The 16,785-nt window shown below is 64.1% G+C and carries 15 protein-coding genes; 7 read left to right on the top strand and 8 right to left on the bottom strand.

Annotation, left to right across the window (positions count from 1 at the left end; translation table 11 throughout):
* Nucleotide 1: 1 nt before the first annotated feature.
* From fabA to M1D97_RS13745, 5 genes are all read right to left on the bottom strand, one after another.
* Nucleotides 2-517, bottom strand: coding sequence for a 3-hydroxyacyl-[acyl-carrier-protein] dehydratase FabA (fabA, locus tag M1D97_RS13765; RefSeq protein ID WP_456268296.1), 516 nt, complete (start codon nucleotides 515-517; stop codon nucleotides 2-4).
* 130 nt (nucleotides 518-647) lie between these two features.
* Nucleotides 648-2,066 carry a deoxyribodipyrimidine photo-lyase gene (gene phrB, locus M1D97_RS13760; protein WP_456268295.1) on the bottom strand — a complete coding sequence of 473 codons (1,419 nt, stop codon included), beginning with the start codon at nucleotides 2,064-2,066 and terminating at the stop codon, nucleotides 648-650.
* A gap of 66 nt (nucleotides 2,067-2,132) precedes the next feature.
* A complete protein-coding gene (locus M1D97_RS13755; protein WP_456268294.1) occupies nucleotides 2,133-3,089 on the bottom strand; it encodes a MerR family transcriptional regulator in 957 nt (318 codons plus the stop codon).
* Between the two features lie 192 nt (nucleotides 3,090-3,281).
* Complete coding sequence (locus M1D97_RS13750; protein ID WP_456268293.1) at nucleotides 3,282-3,665, bottom strand: sirohydrochlorin chelatase; 384 nt, start codon at nucleotides 3,663-3,665, stop codon at nucleotides 3,282-3,284.
* A complete protein-coding gene (locus M1D97_RS13745) occupies nucleotides 3,662-4,705 on the bottom strand; it encodes an NAD(P)/FAD-dependent oxidoreductase (RefSeq protein WP_456268292.1) in 1,044 nt (347 codons plus the stop codon). The genes M1D97_RS13750 and M1D97_RS13745 overlap by 4 nt, the downstream gene beginning before the upstream one ends.
* A 194-nt stretch (nucleotides 4,706-4,899) precedes the next feature.
* On the opposite strand from M1D97_RS13745, the gene M1D97_RS13740 reads away from it, so the two are divergent.
* Nucleotides 4,900-5,802: a TIGR01777 family oxidoreductase gene (locus M1D97_RS13740; protein ID WP_456268291.1), complete on the top strand. Its 903-nt coding sequence runs from the start codon at nucleotides 4,900-4,902 to the stop codon at nucleotides 5,800-5,802.
* Nucleotides 5,803-5,828: 26 nt separating this feature from the next.
* On the opposite strand, the gene rapA is transcribed toward M1D97_RS13740, so the two are convergent.
* Both rapA and M1D97_RS13730 read right to left on the bottom strand, forming a co-directional pair.
* On the bottom strand, nucleotides 5,829-8,756 hold the full coding sequence (gene rapA / locus M1D97_RS13735) for an RNA polymerase-associated protein RapA (RefSeq protein WP_456268290.1): 2,928 nt from the start codon (nucleotides 8,754-8,756) through the stop codon (nucleotides 5,829-5,831).
* Between the two features lie 172 nt (nucleotides 8,757-8,928).
* Nucleotides 8,929-9,717 carry a TlpA family protein disulfide reductase gene (locus M1D97_RS13730; protein ID WP_456268289.1) on the bottom strand — a complete coding sequence of 263 codons (789 nt, stop codon included), beginning with the start codon at nucleotides 9,715-9,717 and terminating at the stop codon, nucleotides 8,929-8,931.
* An 83-nt stretch (nucleotides 9,718-9,800) separates the two neighbouring features.
* Here M1D97_RS13730 and M1D97_RS13725 point away from each other — a divergent pair, with 83 nt between their 5' ends.
* Nucleotides 9,801-10,043: a hypothetical protein gene (locus tag M1D97_RS13725; RefSeq protein WP_456268288.1), complete on the top strand. Its 243-nt coding sequence runs from the start codon at nucleotides 9,801-9,803 to the stop codon at nucleotides 10,041-10,043.
* Nucleotides 10,033-11,493: a phospholipase D-like domain-containing protein gene (locus tag M1D97_RS13720; RefSeq protein WP_456268287.1), complete on the top strand. Its 1,461-nt coding sequence runs from the start codon at nucleotides 10,033-10,035 to the stop codon at nucleotides 11,491-11,493. The genes M1D97_RS13725 and M1D97_RS13720 overlap by 11 nt, the downstream gene beginning before the upstream one ends.
* Before the next feature lie 15 nt (nucleotides 11,494-11,508).
* Here the strand turns inward: M1D97_RS13720 and M1D97_RS13715 are convergent, their stop codons facing one another.
* Nucleotides 11,509-11,808 (bottom strand): hypothetical protein, encoded by a 300-nt coding sequence (locus M1D97_RS13715; protein WP_456268286.1) that lies wholly within the window; start codon nucleotides 11,806-11,808, stop codon nucleotides 11,509-11,511.
* A gap of 171 nt (nucleotides 11,809-11,979) precedes the next feature.
* Between M1D97_RS13715 and M1D97_RS13710 the strand changes: the two genes are divergently transcribed.
* The 4 genes from M1D97_RS13710 (at nucleotide 11,980) to M1D97_RS13695 (ending at nucleotide 16,779) form a co-directional block, all read left to right on the top strand.
* Entirely contained in the window at nucleotides 11,980-12,741 is a 762-nt protein-coding gene (locus tag M1D97_RS13710; protein WP_456268285.1) for an alpha/beta fold hydrolase, read from the top strand.
* A 158-nt stretch (nucleotides 12,742-12,899) separates the two neighbouring features.
* A complete protein-coding gene (locus M1D97_RS13705) occupies nucleotides 12,900-13,988 on the top strand; it encodes a TAXI family TRAP transporter solute-binding subunit (RefSeq protein WP_456268284.1) in 1,089 nt (362 codons plus the stop codon).
* 41 nt (nucleotides 13,989-14,029) lie between these two features.
* A complete protein-coding gene (locus tag M1D97_RS13700) occupies nucleotides 14,030-14,554 on the top strand; it encodes a DUF1850 domain-containing protein (protein WP_456268283.1) in 525 nt (174 codons plus the stop codon).
* Nucleotides 14,551-16,779 (top strand): TRAP transporter permease, encoded by a 2,229-nt coding sequence (locus M1D97_RS13695; protein WP_456268282.1) that lies wholly within the window; start codon nucleotides 14,551-14,553, stop codon nucleotides 16,777-16,779. The genes M1D97_RS13700 and M1D97_RS13695 overlap by 4 nt, the downstream gene beginning before the upstream one ends.
* Nucleotides 16,780-16,785: the final 6 nt, after the last annotated feature.

Here is a 16,785-nt window from a genome sequence, read left to right as displayed (position 1 = left end):
ATCAGAAATTCGCAGTGGAGGTGAACAGGCCAACGCGCAGGTCGTTGGCTTCGTAGATATCGCGGCCGTCCACGGACAGGATGCCATCGGCGATGCCGAGGATCAGACGGCGCGTGATCACCCGCTTGATATGGATATGGTAGGTGACCTTTCCGGCATCCGGAAGAATCTGTCCGGAGAACTTGACCTCGCCACATCCAAGAGCGCGGCCGCGACCGGGGTTGCCCAGCCAGCCCAGATGGAAACCCACCAGCTGCCACATGGCATCAAGACCCAGGCAGCCGGGCATGACAGGATCGCCCGGGAAGTGACACTGGAAAAACCAGAGATCGGGGTGAATATCCAGCTCAGCGATCAGCTCGCCCTTGTCGTATCTGCCACCCGCTTCCTGAATGTTGGTGATGCGATCCAGCATCAGCATGTTCGGTGCCGGCAGCTGTGCATTGCCGGGGCCGAAAAGCTCGCCCTGACTGCATGCAAGCAGCTGATCACGGTTAAAGGAGTGTTGCGTGGTCACTGACATGTTCCGGAAATCAAAGGAATAGGGTCTCCCGAAGGAGCGGGCCCAGTTTACTGATAGAGGTGGCGAAATGCACGCCAGGGCCGGTGCGTGAGCCTGCTGCTCCGGAATCACTCTTCAGCTACGTTTAACTCAATGCCTTGAAGGCGTCCAGCGCGCGTTGACGCGCCGCGCGATGATCCACCATCGGGCGCGGATAGCCCGTCTGCCGGCAGGTGGCGGCATCGGGCGCATGACGCTTGTTGGCGGCAACGCTTGCCAGTTCGGGCACAAACTCTGCAATAAATGTGCCTTCCGGGTCAAAGCGTCTCGACTGTGTGGTCGGATTGAAGATACGGAAGTAGGGGGCCGCATCCGTGCCCGTGGAGGCCGCCCACTGCCAGCCGCCGTTGTTGGAACCCAGTTCGCCATCCACCAGATGCTGCAGAAAAAACGCCTCGCCACGACGCCAGTCGATCAAAAGATGCTTGCTGAGAAACATGGCAGTCACCATGCGCAGGCGATTATGCATCCAGCCGGTCGTGGTCAGCTGGCGCATGGCCGCATCGACCAGCGGATAGCCGGTATTGCCTTCACACCAGCGCTGGAAGTCCTCGTCACTGTCACGCCAGGCCATGGCCTTCGTATGTTCCTGAAACGGCTGATGGCAATTGACGCGGGGGAACCCTACCAGCACATGCTGATAGAATTCGCGCCAGATGATCTCGCTGATCCAGCTCTGCAGGTTGCTGTCGCCATCGCCCAGGTGGCCGCCGTTTCTGGCCGCCGCCGCGTTGAGGCACTGGCGCCATGAAATCATTCCCAGTGCCAGCCAGGCCGATAGCCCGCTGGTGGCCTTCATGGCAGGGAAGTCTCGTCCCTCATCGTAGTGATGCGCCCGTTTCTGCAGAAACCGGGCCAGACGCTTCTGGGCGGCTTCTTCTCCGGCGGGCCAGCTGTCGGCATCGACGACGGCGCTGCCGGTATCGAGCTCGGGCCGGGCATCGGCAGTGACATCATCAGGCGCCGTTTGCGCCTCGGGCGTTTCAAACTGCTGAAGCTGATCGGCGCCGATGTTCTTGAGCCAGCTCTTGTAAAAGGGCGTGAAGACACTGTAATAGCGGCCGTCACCGGTTTTGAGTTCGCCGGGTGTGAAGGCCACCTGGTCGGTATAGCGATGCACTTCGTAGTCATGATTGCGAAATCGCTCGCTGACTCGACGGTCGCGCTGACGCTCGTTGAGGCCATATTCATCATTGAAATGCAGCGCCTCGCACCCGAGCGTGTCGGCCAGTTCGCAAAGCCGGTCGGGCAGGACATCGAAGCTGTCGGCGTCGATGATCTTCAGGGCGATATTGAGTCTGCCCAGCTGTTCGGACAGGGCATCGATTCCGCGCCGCCAGAAATCGAGCTTGTTATCGCCATGGCCGTGCTGCCGCCACTGCTTGGGTGTCCAGCACACCACGCCGATCACGGGACCGCGCTGTGCGGCATGATAAAGCGCGGTGTTGTCTTCACATCTCAGGTCGGTTCGAAACCAGACCAGCTGACGTTGGGTACGCAGCATGCCCCGTTCCTTTCGCAAGCGACCCGCCAAAAGGCGGGTCGCGGTCAGTTCATGATGTTGTGGGCATCAGCCGTGACGGGCGGTTGCCAGTCTCAGCTGTGCAATGGCTCGGGCCGGATCGTTGTCCAGCGCGCTGAGATTCTCCTCATCCACGTCGCGCAGCTGGCGGGTGATCGAACCCGCCACGCGGATAGGCAGAATGCCCTGATAATCGGCCTGCGAAAGCTGGTGACGAAGGCCGTCGATATCGGCTTCCATGGCGCCGGAAAGCACGATGGTTCTGGCTTCCTTCTTGCGAGCAGCGTCGATGAGCTCGCCAACGGGCACCGGGCCATCAAACAGCGTGATATAGAAGCCGGCACTGCTGGCCGTAAAGGCCAGCAGCAGCTGCCAGAGAGCACCGCAGCCGCCGGGAAGATAGCTCATCAAAAGGCGCGGCTCGGTGTTTTCATGGTTGCCATGATACAGCCGCAGACCCAGCCGCGTTCTCAAAAAGGATTCCAGAAAGCAGCGCTGTGCCATGGGCGTATCCTGCTCGGCCCGGGTGTTTTCGAGGCGTTCGACCACGGGCTGCCACAGACGCGAGATGGCGGTATTGACCGGGTAGAGCCCCATGCTGCGGGTAAACAGGTTTTCGAGCCGGTTGGTATCAAAATCGGCCACGGCATCGATGACCTCGAGGCGCTGACCTTCCCAGTCGTGATCCGGCGCTGCCTCTTCGGTCGTGGCCGACGTCGGGGCGCTGTCCTGTGTCTCGGCGGGGGTGTCGCCGGATGCCTGGTCAAGCAGTTCTCCCACTTGGCTGACCGGCACCCCGCGGTTGAGCCACTGCAGGATGCGCTCGACCCGCTCGATATCCTCGCGCGCGTAGAGACGATGGCCCTTGGGCGTTCGTCTTGGCTGAATCAGTCCGTAGCGGCGCTCCCAGGCGCGCAGCGTTACCGAGTTGACGCCGGTCAGGCGCGATACTTCGCGGATGGGATAGAGCGGTCCACCAACGGCACTTGCCACTTTCTCGGTCATGGTAAAGAGAGCCTCCTTCGCGTTTCCTGCTGCCAGGAGCGTGGCGCCACATGTGATGCGTGCGCCACGTTGCGAAAATGAGCGGTTCGACCTGCAAACACGATTGCGTCAACGATCACGGCCGAACGAATAAATTTAACCTGTGTATGACGGGAGTGTAGCAGTATTTGAACAGGTGTTGTACGTCAATCTTCAGTCTGTACAACTGCTGTCACGCTGATTCTCCGCCACGATCGACACCACGACATCGGCAAACGAGGGGTGCTGACCTACCGGGTCCAGCAGGGTCAGGGAGAGTCCGGGGTGCTCCTGACGCAGGGCGTCCAGCTGTCCCGGTACGTCCTCGCGCAAATGGCGTCCCGCGGCAAAAAAGAGCGGCAGGATATCGATGCTGTCAAACCCGTCGGCGTGCAGCTGCTGGACCACGTCTTCGAGCAGCGGGTCACAGAGCTCCATGTAGGCCAGCCGTACCGGCGACGACATGCGTGCCTTGAGGCGCTGCTCCAGCGTCTCGAAGGGGGCCTGCCAGCGGCTGTCGGTAGAGCCGTGAGCCAGTACGATCAGTGCGGTTGTCATGACGGTTTCATTCCTTGATCAGCAGTGGATTGAGTCGGTCGGGGGCCAAGGGCCTGTGCCAGGCGGGTGCCCGACTGCCAGGCCGCCTCGATGCGTCCATCGATGCACCAGTCGCCACACAGGGACAGGCCCATCGGGTTATCGATGAGATAGCCGTCGCCACCTTCCGGCGGCTGGCGGCAGGGTTGGGCGTAGCGCCATCGATGGGCGCCATGCGCCTCGATGACCGGCAGCGTTTCGGGATAGCACGCTCGAAAGGCGCTGACCATCTCGTCGGCTATCCCGGCCGCGTCCCTTTCGAGGTGCCGGTCGGACCAGTCATCGCGGGCCAGCAGCGACAGGCGCTCGCCCTCTGCCTGCCCGGGGCGGGTCTGATTACGAGCCGCCCAGCGCAGCACCGGCGAATCTTCAAGCAGGGCGCCGTGCCATGTCTCGATCCCCGCCGGCATGGGCAGGGGGGCCTCGAACCGTAGCCACGCGCTCCAGCACGACGACATGGCGGGCAGGGAGAAGCGGGACGCCACTTCGTCGCCCAGCAGTTCGGCTGCCTGAGGCGCCGGCAGGGCCAGAATGACGTGATCGAATCCTGACCAGCGGCCGCCGTTGTGGTCCTCGAGCGTCCATGTTGACCGGGGGCGCGTCATGGCGGTAACACGCACCTGCCGATGGATCGTCAGTGATGCGGCCATGGCGTCGGTCACCGCGGCCATGGAAGGCGTTCCCGAGTAGCGGGGATGCGCCGGACGGCGCGTCTGCCATCGGCCGCTATCGACATGCGCCATGACCCGGGGCCACCGAGTCACCACCCCGCGCTGCTCGAATGTCTCGATAAGCCGGGCAAATTCGGGGTCCCGCACGCTGAAGTACTGGGCGCCCAGATCGAACACCCCGTGTGTATTGGCACGCGTGGACATGCGCCCACCGGGGCGGCGCCCCTTGTCAAAAAGTTGTACGTTGTGCCCCGCCTGCTGCAGCGCCCGGGCTGCAGCCAGACCGGCCACGCCGGCACCGACAATGGCGATATTGTGCAAGAAGTCCACGCAAGCCTCAAATTGTCTGAAGGTGTTTGACCCCGGGCCGGCCCGGGGCACCGGGCGTTCGTGCCATAAAGCTTGTACATTATATGTATCAGAAAGCGCATCGACGTTGAAAACGCTGCTGCCGGATACCTGAAACACGGCCGGTTACCATGGTCGATGGTCGCGAACGTCAGCCAGCCAAGCGGGGGGATAACGTGAATATAGTCATTACCGGCGCTACCGGGTTTGTCGGACAGGCGCTGTGTCAATACTGGCACGACAAGGGGCATACGCTGATGGTGGTGTCGCGTCAGCCCGACAAGGCTCACGCCACCATCGGTGTGCCCGTGACGGCGCGCGCTGCCGCGGTCGACTTTGCCGACCGGTCGGTAGATGCCGTGGTCAATCTGGCCGGCGAGCCCATTTTCAATCGCCGCTGGAGCGACGCACAAAAGCGTCAATTGATCGACTCTCGCGTCAGGGCCACGCGCGATGTGGGTGAGCTGTGCCGGCGTCTGGAACAGCCGCCGGGGAAGGTGATTTCAGGCTCGGCAATGGGCTATTACGGCGACCAGGGCAGCCGGGAAGTCACCGAGCAGACCTCGCCCCATGACGAGTTCGCCCATCGGCTGTGCCGGGAGTGGGAAGAGGAGGCACGGAAGCTGGAAACCGAGCAGATGCCGGTGGCCTGTCTTCGCATCGGTCTGGTACTGGACCGCGACGGCGGCATGCTCAAGCCCATGCGGCCCATGTTCCGGCTGGGGGTGGGCGGCCGCCTCGGCAAGGGGCAGCAGTACATGCCCTGGATCCATCGCCATGATCTGGTACGCATCATCGACTTTCTGCTCGAGCGTGACGATGTCGGCGGCGCCTGGAACGCCGGGGCGCCCCAGCCCGTGACCAACGCCGAATTTACCCGCACGCTGGCCGCCAGCCTGAACCGGCCGGCGCCCTTTGTCGTACCGGGCGGTGCTATTTCGCTGGCACTGGGCGAGATGTCCCAGCTGTTGCTGACCGGGGCCCGCATGGTGCCGGCAAGGCTCGAGGCCGCCGGATTCCGGTTCGAGTACCCCACCCTCGAGAAGGCCCTGGCGGCCATCGAAAATCGCGCCGCCTGAGCGGCGCGGCAGGCCAGGTGACCCGCTTACTGCGGGTCCACGGTCACGATGACACGCACGGCATCCAGCTGCAGGCGGGTGCCGGCGATGGCCTCTTCAAGCGCCGTACGCTCCTGGCGCAGCATCTCGATCTCCTCGTCGCGCACGTCCGGATTACGCCGGGCCAGCGCCTCGAGCCGCTCGATCTCGTCATCCAGCTGCTGTGTCATCTGCGTTCTGGCCTGATCCACCAGCGCCGGCAGTTCTGTCTCGGCCTGCTGCTCGGCCTGATCGAACAGCTCGCGCAGCTGCTGCTGGCGTTCACGGATCAGATTCCGGGCCACGCCCTTTTTGACGTGACGCAGGTTCTTCGCCAGTCCACCGAAGGAGACCTTGTCGGAGAGCACCTGGCCGGATTCATCCAGTAGCACGCGCACCGTGGCCGGCGGGAAGAAGCGATTGACGTGCAGCGTCTTCGGCGCACTGGTGCGCGTTCGAAAGATGGCTTCCAGCATATAGCGCCCGGCAGGGATGGACGGATGCCCCAGTAGTGCCAGCGCCGTGTTGCCCATGCTGTCGTTGGTTGCCCGCGAGAGCATTTCACGCACCAATGGATGCTCCCAGGACAGGCGCTGAAGGTCATCACGGGCCAGCGCCCGCGCTCGCGAGCGGGTGGCGGTAAAGCCCTCCTCACCGCGAATCAGTCCCGGCATGCCATCGACCATGTGAGACCCCGGATGCAGATAGGTCAGGCCTTCGTCCGTGTCCCGGGTCTCGATGCCGAAGACATCCAGCGCCTGGTCGAGATAGCGATCCAGCGTCGCGTCCTCGTCCAGCGCCTGCACCGCCTCGATCATGGCATCAGCGCGGCGGGGGTCAAACGAGCTCCAGCCCAGCAGGCGATCGCGACCGGCCTCGCGCTCCCGGCGCGTCTGCACGGCCAGCGCCCGGGATTGTTCGATCACCGCCTCGAGCGCCTCATCATCCAGCAAAGCGTCAAACAGCGCATCGCCATGGGCATCGCTGACCACGCTGCCCAATCCGCCGGGGGCCTCGAAGGCCGCCAGGGCCTCCTGATACCAGCGCAGCAGCGCCGCGGTCGGGCTGCCCGTCATGACCGGCAGGTGAATCTCGACGTCGTGCTGTTGACCGATGCGATCCAGCCGGCCGATGCGCTGCTCCAGTTGATCGGGGTGGGGCGGCAGATCGAACAGGATCAGATGGTGACAGAACTGGAAGTTGCGCCCCTCGGAGCCGATCTCCGAGCAGATCAAAAGCGGACTGCCATCCTCGACTTCGGCAAAGGCTGCCGCGGCGCGGTCGCGCTCGATCAGCGTCATGTCTTCATGAAACACCGGCACGTGCAGGCCGGTCAAAATCTGCAGCCCGGCGGCCAGCTCCCGCGCGGTGTCGCCGTAATGGCAGATCAGCAGGGCCTTGTCATTGGGGTGCGCCTTGAGCCATTCGCGCAGCCACGTCATGCGCGGATCAAGGCGCCACCAGCGGTCACTGTCATCGGCGTCCTGACGGCGGGCCTCAAGGGTCGCCTCGGGGTAGAGCAGGATTTCCGGGTAGTCCAGACCGGTTTCGATCAGCAGGTTGTCGAGATAGTCCTCATCGCGCTGGAGGCGCTGCTCGATGCGACGATAGGCCCCCGGGTTTTCCAGCTCGCTGACGTGCAGATGGCGGGCCGGAAAGCCGCTGACATGTCGACGGCTGTTGCGAAACATGACCCGGCCGATGCCGTAGCGGTCAAGCAGCACGCGTCGCAGCGACTCGCGCAGCGACGGCTGCTCGTCCACCCCGGCCTGCATCAGGTCATTCAGCAGGCCCGTGCCCTGGGCGTCATCGGCCACGAGGCGGTGCAGCGTGTCGCAATGCTGCGTGTCGGCCGGCAGGTGCTCGAGCGCCTCGATCGCGTCGGCCAGCGCCGCGTGATCCTGCTGCTCGGCGCGAAAGGCTTCAAGGTCGTGGTAGCGCTCGGGGTCGAGCAGGCGCAGCCGGGCAAAGTGGCTGACATCGCCCATCTGCTCCGGTGTGGCGCTGAGCAGCAGCAGGCCGGTGCGCTGACTCGCCAGGGCTTCAACGCAGCGGTAGCCGGTATAGCCGCCGCTGTCCGGGGCCCATTCGAGGTGCTGGGCCTCATCGACGATGACCATGTCCCAGTGGCAGGCCTGTGCCTGATTCTGTCGCTCGGGGCTGGCAAACAGCCACTGCTGGCTGGCCAGCACCAGCTGCGTCGACTCGAACGGATTGCCGTCGCCGCCGCGCGCCTCGCTCTGCTGCTCATCAAGCAGCGTGACCTCGATGGAGAAACGGCGCAGCAGCTCGACCAGCCACTGATGCGTGAGGCTGTCCGGGACCAGAATCAGAACGCGCTCGACGCGCCCGGTCAGCAGCAGGCGATGCAGCACCAGACCGGCCTCGATGGTCTTGCCAAGGCCCACCTCATCGGCCAGCAGCACGCGCGGTAGACGGCGCTCGGCAATGGCCTCGGCGATGTGTAGCTGATGGGGGATCAGATCGATGCGCGGTCCGGACAGTCCGAAGCCGGGATGACGCTCGATGCGGGCCAGATGCTGCAGGCTGCGATAGCGCAGGTTGAAGGCGTCGTTGCGGTCGATCTGGCCGGTCAGCAGGCGGTCGCGGGCCTGATGGAACTGCATGCGATCGCTGATGCGCGACTCGGGCAGTTCGCGCTCGCCGTTGTCGTCCTGGCCGAGGTAGGTGATCCGACCGCCTTCCTCGCGCAGCTCGCTGACCCTCAGGCTCTGGCCGTCATCGGTATCGATGCGGTCGCCGCGCCCGAACACCACGCGGGTCAGGGGCGCTTCACGCACGCTGTAGGTGCGGGTTTCATCGCTGGCGGCAAACAAAACGGTCACGCTGCGCGCATCGCAGCTCAAGATGGTGCCAAGCCCCAGCTCGGTTTCGCCGTCGCTGATGAAGCGTTGACCGGGAATAAAATTGCTCATGATGCCTCGACAGTGTCGCCTCGCGGGCGCGCGGGTACAGATGTGAATCGGTCAGTGACCGTGCATGACGGTCGCAGGTCGTGGCAGCGACGGGCCGCTTGCCATGACCCTTGAAAAGGGTGCCCATCTTAACCAAAAGAGACGGTCTGCGGGGCGTTGATGTGAGCATGTGTTACCGCAATGTGGGCGCGGCCGGTGCAGACAGCTCATGTCGTAGCGTCAGGGCGCCGTCGGCTGCCACGTGCAGCAGCACCGGCAGGTGGCGCTGGTGGGTCAGGGCCAGCAGGCGCTGTCGCGGGTCCATCAGCAGGGCCGTGTCCTTGAGTCCGAGCTGCTGGTCGGGATGTTGATCCAGATAGCGGATGACGCTCAAAAGCGTCTCGCCCTGATTGACCAGCACCATGGCGGGGCGCTGGTCGGCAGGCCGTTGTGCCAGCTGCTGCAGCCATCGCCGGCAGGCCCTGCAGTCGCTTCGCCACAGCAGGAGATAGCGACTGTTGTCATCATGGGCCGGAATGACCGAGCGACCCTCGAGCGACTCGAAGGCCAGCGGAGGCAGGGCATCGGGCAGAGGTGCCTGCAGGGTCGATCGCCACTGCTCCAGCCCCCACCAGAGCCCGCTTGTGATCATGATCAGGGCGCAGAGTCGCCGGCGCAGTGCCGGGTGCCGGCGGCAGTGCCACAGCGTCCAGATCAGCAGGGCGATCAGGCCGGCGGCGGGGGCCATGCCGGCGTGCCATACAGGGCCCGGCCACGGCGCATGGAAGGGCATGCCCTGAAGGTACCATGCTGCGAGTCCGGCGCCGGCCGACCAGAACAGCAGGGCCCCCAGCGCCCAGCGTGTCATGACAGGACGTGGCGCCGGGCCGAAGCGGTGTGCTGCCAGCAGCGTTACCGTGGCACACGCCACGGCCAGAGGCACCGGGGACGACAACAGCCCGATGCTATCGAGAAGACCCATCCGTTTTTTCCATCATGCGTTAGACTTGTCTGACCGGCGTGGCCGATGGTGCTCGCCGATCCATGTTGCTGCCGGTGATTGTCATGCCCGATTTCCGCTCCCCGCGTCGCGATACGCCACGTATTCTGGCCATTGCGACCCAGACGCTCGGCTTTATTCTGATCGTGCTCTTTGAGACCCTGTTGCCTGAACATCTGAAACGTCCATCCCAGGGGCTTGTCCTGGCCGCCATGCTCGTGGCAGCGCTTTATGCCGCGCTGTTGCGCCGTTATCACCGCAATCGGTCGCTGAAGCGCCGCGACCATGAGTCCTTCCATGACCAATGACAACACTACCGATACGCTGGTGCACTGGGCGCGCCAGCATGGCTCGGCATCGGATGATCATAGCGGCATGCGCCTGCTGTCCGACGGCGTCGAGGCCTTTGAGACGCGCGCACATCTGGCGCGCCACGCTCATCACAGCATCGACAGCCTGACCTATCTCCTTGAGGATGGGACGACTACCCAGGTGCTGATGGCCGAAATGCTGGCTGCAGCCGAGCGGGGTGTCGACGTCAGAATGCTGGTGGATGATCTGAGCGCCATTAACGTACAGCGCAAGCTGCGCGCCATGGAGACTCATCCGCGCATCGAGGTGCGCCTTTTCAACCCGGTCACCTTCTGGCGACGCTACTATTGGAGCCATCGGCTGGCGATGGCACTGACCATTCGCCGGTCGCATCGTCGCATGCACAACAAGCTCTGGCTGGTGGATGGCGCGGTCGGCATCGCGGGCGGACGCAATCTCAGCGATGATTACTTCATCACCAACAGTGACTACAACTTCGCCGATCTCGACATGCTGGTGGCTGGCGGCCGCATCGCCGATCAGATGCGCGAATGCTTCAGTCGGTACTGGCACGGGCGCTGCGTGCGAACCCTGTCGGCGCTGGTGCCCGAAGAGTCGGGCTATGACTGGCAGGTGCTGCGCGATGAGCTCAGGACCACGCTTGCCGGTGAGTCGCTGGCGGATTCCCCCTTTCTGCCCATCTACCATGACGAGTCGCGCGCGCTTGACGCGGGGCTGGGCGAACTGGTGCAGGCCCGCGGCGAGCTCTACTGGGATCATCCCGACAAATCCTGTCAGCCGGGCTATCCGCCGCGGGAGTTCATCATGGGACCGGCGCTCGGCGCCATGATTGACGAGACGCAACAGCAGATAAAGATTGTCTCGGCCTACTTCATTCCCAGCGAGCGGGACGTGATCGATCTGGAGGCGCTGCTGGAAAGGGGCGTCGATGTCACCGTATTGACCAACTCCCTGAAGTCCAGCGATATGCCGGCGGTTAACGGGGGGTATGCGCCCTGGCGCCGGCGCTTTCTGGAAAGGGGCGCCCACGTGTATGAGCTGCGCCACGGCCACAAGCCGCGCCGGCGGCGCATGCATCACTTCGGCGCGATGGCCTCGAGCCTGCACGGCAAGGCCATGGTCATGGACGACAAAAGACTCTTTATCGGCTCGTTCAATGTGGATCCACGCTCGACCTGGTGGAACAACGAGATGGGGCTGCGCGTGGATCACGACGCTCTGGTGTCACAGCTGGATGACGTGATCGAGCGAGCGCTGAGCCCGGCCAGCAGCTTCAGGGTCGAGCAGGATGACCGGGGGCGACTCTTTTGGGTGACCGTGGATGAAAACGAGCAGGAGCATCACCTGACCAGAGAACCCGGCAACCTGCTGGTTCTGGCTCAGAAATGGCTGGGCGGGCTGCCGGGCATCCGGCGTCTGCTCTGACGCCGTGGCATGGCGCTAGCTGTTGTGCTCCGTGGCCTCCTCGGCGGTACAGGCGATATTGTCGATGATGGTCCACTGCTCCGGCGTGCCACCCTTCTCCACGGCCTCGATAAGCGCGGCGGTGGCCCGGCGGAGATAGGGCTTGCCATCCTCTTCGTGGGCCTTGTCGAGATCGCCTTCCATATCCTCGATCAGCGCCTCGACGCCATCGTAATCATCACTCCACTCGAGCGCCTGTTCGGCAGCCTCATTGATGGTCTCTCCAACACCAATGATGGCGCTGTCGCTGGCGATAATATAACCGCTGGTATCCATGGGCATGCATCCTCTGTCGTCGTTCGAGGGGTGACCGGTGTCACCGACGTATGTTGAACATGAGGCTCAGTATAGGCATGCCTGCGCGGTCATCGACAAACGATCGCTGTCAGCGACGCGAACGCCAGCTATGCTCAGCGGGAACATTCCAGGCGTGTACAGGGAGAGCACATGCTGCCACTGATCGATCGTGGCCGGAGCGAAACCGCTCTGGTGATGATGCACTTTTTCGGCAATTCACATCGCGAATGGCTCGACGTCATCCCCGAACTGGAGCAAAAGCATCGCTGCATTGCGCTGGATCTGCCGGGCTTTGGCGATGCCGCCGACCGGGACGGGTTCGATACCCGCGCCATGGCGGATCAGGTCGAACAGACCATCGAGGCGCTGGGGCTCGAGCGGGTGGTGCTGGTCGGCCACTCCTTTTCCGGCAAGGTGGCCATGGTGCTGGCCGCCCGACGCCCGGCGTGGCTTGCCTCGCTGGTGCTGGTGGCGCCGGCGCCGGCCGGTCCGCAGCCGGTCAGCGACGAAGAGCGTGAATTTCAGCAGGCCTTTGACCACAGCCGCGAGCAGGCCGAGGCCTTTATCGACGGTGCCATCGCGCAAGATATTTCTCCGGCGCGCCATCGTGACGCCGTCGAGGATGCCATGCGCGCCTCGCCCGGCGCGTGGCAGGCCTGGCCGCGCCACGGTAGCCGGGAGGATCTTGCCGCCGAGGTGGGCGTGCTGGACTACCCGACGATGATCGTCGTGGGCGACCGGGACCCTTCACTGCCGCCGCAGACCCAGCAGGCGCTGGTACTGGGCCAGTTTGCCTCGCCGCGTTTCGAGGTGATTCCCGATCACGGGCACCTGCTGCCCATGGAGATGCCGCAGCGACTGGCGGCGCTCATCGATGATTTTGTCGGTCGGTCGGCCCGGGAAAGATCATGACATTGTGATTTTTTCAATACGACCAATGGATGCCGCGCCCGGTGCCTGTCAGACGCCGGGCGCGTTGTATTACGCCCTGGCCCCTGTATACATTGGCCTCGCACGACAGTGCTCGACGAACAAGAGCGCACGAGACCAACGGATCAGGGGAAGGCATCATGACTTACAAGGGCGGACTCATTGCGGCCTCGCTGGCACTGCTGATGCTCGGTGGCTGCGGCGATAACAGCGACGATCAGCAGACCGACAGCGCTGCAAACGCCGAGCAGCAGGGCAGCGATGGCCCGAACGACAGCAGCGAGGCTGCGGCAGAGCCCGTCCAGCTGGTGTTCGGCACCGGCGGCACCTCGGGCGCCTACTATGCGCTGGGCGGTGCGCTGAAGTCCGTGCTCGAGGACAGTTCGCTGGTCAGCAACGTGCAGGTGGTCTCGACCGGCGCCTCGGTGCAGAACATTCAGAACATCCAGGACGGGCTCAACCAGCTGGCGATCGTCATGAGCGATGTGGCCTATGACGCTGCAAACGGTCAGAACCAGTTCGAGGGCAGCGCCGCTGACATTACCGCCATCGCCGGGCTCTATCCCAACGTGGTACAGGTCGTGGCGCTCGACAACAGCGGCATCGACAGCATCGAGGACATGGCCGGCAAGCGTATCGGCGTGGGGCAGGTCGGCTCGGGCGTGGAAGCCAGCGCCAAAATCGCTCTCGCCTCGGCGGGCCTTGATTATGACGATCTGGGGCGCGTCAGCCATACCGGCTATGCCGATAGCGTCACCGAAATGAGCAACGGCAATCTTGATGCCGCCTTTTTCACCTCCGGCGTGCCCAACAGCAACATTACCGGTCTGATGCAGAGCCGCGATATCCACTTCGTCAACATCGACGGCGATACTGCTCAGACGCTGATGGACGACTATCCCTACTATCAGCGCTATACCATTCCGGCCGATGCCGCCGAGCGCTATGACCTCTCCGAGCCGGTCAATACCGTGGCCATCCGCAATCTCCTGATCGCGCCGGCCAGCATGCGTGATGACGTGGCCGAGGAGCTGGCGCGTCGCTTTGACGAGTATCTCGGCTCCGGCCAGGTCGCCGTGGGCGCCCTGCGTGAAGTGGGCGCCGATACGCTGGATCAGGACCTGGTGCTGCCGGTGCATCCCGGTGCCCAGCGCTACTACGACAGCCGCGAAGACAGCGCGTCGCAGGATGACAGCGCCAGCGATGGTGAGAGCCAGAACGCCAGCTGATCCTTCCAGTGCCACGTCGCCGACGTTGGCCGGCGCTGTGCGTGCTGGCGTTGACGGTCATGCTGGGCTGGCCCCGCCCCTGGCTGGTGGTCAGTGAGCTGACCGCCGGGGGCGAGCGCGCACAACGCTACGTGTTGTCCGGCGGCGATGGCACGCAATTTTCACTGCGCTGGCAGCATTCGGTGGAGCGTGAGGACTGGGTCGAAATCTTCGAGCTTTCCGCTGGCGGCATTGACGTGGTGGGCAGCCGCTTCAAGACCTTCGGTGCCGGGGTGCCGGATATCGGGCCGGTCAGCCAGCTCGAGCACGGCTGGGTGGTGCTGAATGACCTCCATCGGCCGGTGGACCCGCTGCTGGTTCAGGCGGCATCGCGCGAGCATTACCGCATGGGCTACGGCGGCTACTGTTTCGACCTCGGGGCCCTGGGCGCGGCGCCACTGCTGCATTTTCAATCGCAGCGCCTGCCGGTGATCGCGGTGCTTACGGGGCTGTGGCGCCCGTGGTGGCATCGGCTGACGTCTGACAAGCAAGTAACATGTCGCGCCGTCACGGAGACAACAACATGAGCAGACAAGCGGATGACCGCGATGGCGCCGAGCTGACCGATGGTCTGGTGGGCAGGGATGACAGCGCCGCGCTGGATCCGGCGCTACTGGAAAAATACGATCGTGAAAGTGCCGTACGCCACAGCCTGCCGGCCCTGTTTGCCCGTGCGGTGACGGTGCTGGCCGTTTTGCTGGCGATCTTTCATCTGTATACCTCAACGGCCGGGCCGCTGATCGATATTCAGCAGCGCAGCATCCACCTCTATACGCTGCTGGCGCTGGCCTTTGTGCTCTACCCCTTTACCCGCAAGGGGGCACGCGACCGGGTGCCGATCCGCGATGTGATACTGGCGCTTCTGGCGCTGGGTATCGGGGTTTACATGATCGTCTCCGCCCAGCGCATCATTCTGGCCGCCGGGCGCATCACCGACCTGGACATGGTGATCGGCATCATCGCCATCCTGCTGGTGCTGGATGCCACCCGGCGCGTCACCGGGTGGGGGCTGACGCTGCTGGCCACCGCCTTTCTGGCCTACGGCCTCTACGCCCGGCTGTCGTTCTACCCCCAGCTCAACCCCGATATCCTGATGGCGATCGGCCGTCAGCTGATGTCGCATCTGGTCTACATCACCGAGGGCCTGCTGGGCTCGGCGATCGCGGTATCGGCCAGCTATATCATCCTGTTCATTCTGTTTGGCGCCTTTCTGGGCAAGTCGGGACTGGGCCAGCTTTTCAACGACCTGGCGCTGGCGGTGGCGGGGCATTCCCGCGGTGGACCGGCCAAGGTGGCGGTGATTGCCAGCGGCTTTCTGGGCTCGATCAACGGCTCGGCGATTGCCAACGTGGTGACCACCGGGGCCTTCACCATTCCGCTGATGAAAAGGACCGGCTACAAGCCCAATTTTGCCGGCGCCGTGGAGGCCGCAGCCAGCGTGGGCGGCCAGATTCTGCCGCCCATCATGGGGGCGGCGGCCTTCATCATGGCCGAGGTGCTGTCGGTGCCCTACACCCAGGTGATGCTGGCCGGCATCATCCCGGCGCTGCTCTTTTATCTGGGCGTGCTGATCCAGGTGCATCTGCGCGCCCTGCGCAACGGCCTCAAGGGCATTCCGCGCGATCAGCTCTCGCCGGTGCGGGCGGTCATGATCGAGCGCGGCCATCTGCTGATTCCCATGGCCGTGCTGATCTGGCTGCTGGCCGACGGGCGCGCGCCATTTTTTGCCGCCTTCTGGTCGATCGGCGCCACGATCCTGATCTGCGGCACGCGTCGCGTGGTGATCGGTCTGTCACTGATTCTGCTGGCGCTGATCTTCCAGCCGCAGCTGGCGGGGCTTGTCATGGGTCGGGACGTGCCGGCCGTGTCCGCCGGGCGAGTGTGGCTGCTGGCGGTGATTGCGGTGCCGATGATCATCAACGCGCTGCGCGCCAGTCGCGGCATCGTGGCCGAGACCATGACCGCGCGGGACTGTGTCGATGCCATGGAAGGCGGGATTCGCAATGCCATTCCGGTGGCCGTGGCCTGCGGGGCAGTCGGCATCATCGTGGGCGTGGCCACGCTCACCGGCGTGGCGCTGGAGGCGGCCGATGCCGTGGTGGCGCTGGGCTCGCAGATTCCCAGTCCCACAATCCAGCTGATGGTCACGCTGCTGCTGACCATGCTGGCCTCCATCGTGCTGGGCATGGGGCTGCCCAGTATCCCGACCTATATCATTACCAGCACCATGGCCGCGCCGATTCTTTTGAACCTGCCGCTGTTTCGCGAGCTCTCCGGCAGCAACGACACGGCCGTGTTCGTGGCGCACATGTTCGTGTTCTACTTCGGTATCTTTGCCAATCTGACGCCCCCGGTGGCGCTGGCCGCCTATGCCGGTGCCGGCATCAGCGGCGGCTCGCCCAACGCTACGGGCTTTCAGGCCATGAAGCTGGCGATCGCCGGGTTCGTGGTGCCCTTCATGTTCGTGTTTGCCCACGAGATGCTGATGATCGATTCCACCCTCAGCAACATTGCGATGGTGCTGGTCACCAGCATTGCCGGGGTGACCCTGCTGGCGGTGGCCGCCGAGGGCTATCTGTGGACGCGGGTCAATGCAGTGATGCGACTGCTGGCCATTGCCGGGGCGCTGATGCTGATTTTCCCGGGGCTATGGACCGATCTGGGCGGGGCGGTGATCGCGGTGGCGGTATTCGTGACCAATCGAGCACTGGCAGGTCGGGAGCGGGCAGAGGCGTCAGGCAGCACGGCCTGACGCCCC

The organism is Kushneria sp. AK178 (genome assembly GCF_053903105.1).
This window is presented reverse-complemented; position numbering and strand designations above follow the sequence as displayed.

Coding starts and splice junctions, on each gene's coding strand:
- M1D97_RS13720 (WP_456268287.1), top strand. CDS start 10,033: ATGACCAATGACAACACTACCGATACGCTGGTGCACTGGGCGCGCCAG.
- M1D97_RS13715 (WP_456268286.1), bottom strand. CDS start 11,808: ATGGATACCAGCGGTTATATTATCGCCAGCGACAGCGCCATCATTGGT.
- rapA (WP_456268290.1), bottom strand. CDS start 8,756: ATGAGCAATTTTATTCCCGGTCAACGCTTCATCAGCGACGGCGAAACC.
- M1D97_RS13730 (WP_456268289.1), bottom strand. CDS start 9,717: ATGGGTCTTCTCGATAGCATCGGGCTGTTGTCGTCCCCGGTGCCTCTG.
- phrB (WP_456268295.1), bottom strand. CDS start 2,066: ATGCTGCGTACCCAACGTCAGCTGGTCTGGTTTCGAACCGACCTGAGA.
- M1D97_RS13725 (WP_456268288.1), top strand. CDS start 9,801: ATGCCCGATTTCCGCTCCCCGCGTCGCGATACGCCACGTATTCTGGCC.
- M1D97_RS13710 (WP_456268285.1), top strand. CDS start 11,980: ATGCTGCCACTGATCGATCGTGGCCGGAGCGAAACCGCTCTGGTGATG.
- M1D97_RS13750 (WP_456268293.1), bottom strand. CDS start 3,665: ATGACAACCGCACTGATCGTACTGGCTCACGGCTCTACCGACAGCCGC.
- M1D97_RS13695 (WP_456268282.1), top strand. CDS start 14,551: ATGAGCAGACAAGCGGATGACCGCGATGGCGCCGAGCTGACCGATGGT.
- M1D97_RS13705 (WP_456268284.1), top strand. CDS start 12,900: ATGACTTACAAGGGCGGACTCATTGCGGCCTCGCTGGCACTGCTGATG.
- M1D97_RS13755 (WP_456268294.1), bottom strand. CDS start 3,089: ATGACCGAGAAAGTGGCAAGTGCCGTTGGTGGACCGCTCTATCCCATC.